Source organism: Thiohalocapsa halophila (genome assembly GCF_016583825.1).
Lineage (GTDB): Bacteria > Pseudomonadota > Gammaproteobacteria > Chromatiales > Chromatiaceae > Thiohalocapsa > Thiohalocapsa halophila.
The window spans coordinates 1-1,203 of the sequence record NZ_NRRV01000199.1 but is presented as its reverse complement, the minus strand read 5'-3'; the positions used below and the strand labels follow the sequence as shown (position 1 = coordinate 1,203).

Below are 1,203 nucleotides of genomic sequence, written 5' to 3'. Positions count from 1 at the left end.
TTGAGCATGATGATCATCCGCTACTGCCTTGCCTGCAAGGCGGCCGTCGATGCCGATGATCCGCTGCGGCAGTTCCGCCACCGCAGAGTCTGGCGCCGCAAATTGAAGACCCGCAGTAGGACGGACCCTTTCTACGCCTCTCGCAGTGTAAGCTGACGCGACGGAATTCGGCCGACATCCCCTGGTCGATGCGTCCGCAAGAACAGACACCCGGTTTGAACCTGCATCGTCGGGGAATACGCCTCGCGGGTAAAGCCGGCGGCGCCTTGCTCCACGGTAGGACGAACAAGGGCTGTGATGAATCGACTGCCCACATGGCCGCAATAGAACATCAGAGGTCTACTGCCCATGATAGCGGAATCGAAGGAAGATCAAGAACGATCTGCTGAACGGCTTGGTCGTCACCGGCACCCTGGTCACTCAGAATTTCCTCGTGACCGCGGCCTACACCTTCATCGCCAATCTCGGCAGCGTCCTGGTTCGGAAGAGCAAAGGCTATTCAGAGGAAATGCTCCAGGGCGTCTTCAATCGAAAGGTGACGACCGTATGGATGCTCCGCGACAACGCCGAGATCGAATCGCCGATCGAAGAGGTGGATATCGACGACGTCATCGTCATTCACACGGGCGAACTGGTGCCTCTGGATGGCGTAATTACAAAGGGGACGATCACGGTGGATCAGCACATGCTGACCGGCGAATCCGTCCCGGTGGAAAAGGGAGTCGGCGACCAGGTGTTCGCGTCAACCGTTGTCATTGCCGGTTATGCTTGGGTGAAGGTCACCGAGACCGGCCAGAACACCGCCGTGGCCAAGATCGAGAACGTATTGCAGAGCACATCCCACTTCATGACCGGCTTGCAATTAACGGGGGAAAAGTGGGCTGACGCTGCGGCAGCGCCCATTCTCGGGCTGGGTGTATTCCTGGCTCCGCTTCAATGCCTGGGAGTCGGAACGGCGGTCTTCAATACCAGCCCGGGGAATGGGATCAGGATGTCGGCTTCGGCGCAGACACTGGTCCACATCATCCTCGCAAGCCACGAAAGTATCTTGATCAAGGACGGTAGGGTGCTGGAGCAGCTGATGGGCGTCGACACCATTGTCTTTGATAAGACCGGTACCCTGACGGAAGAATGGATCGTCTAGTCGAGCTCGCGCACCATCTGAAAAAGAAGCTGGTCTTGACCATCACATCCTACACTACG

General features: G+C 57.7%; 1 protein-coding gene. It reads left to right on the top strand.

Annotated features, from left to right (window positions below; all coding sequences use genetic code 11):
- The first annotated feature begins 394 nt into the window (after window positions 1-394).
- Window positions 395-1,144 carry an HAD-IC family P-type ATPase gene (locus CKO31_RS25955; protein WP_200243770.1) on the top strand — a complete coding sequence of 250 codons (750 nt, stop codon included), beginning with the start codon at window positions 395-397 and terminating at the stop codon, window positions 1,142-1,144.
- Window positions 1,145-1,203 lie beyond the last annotated feature (59 nt).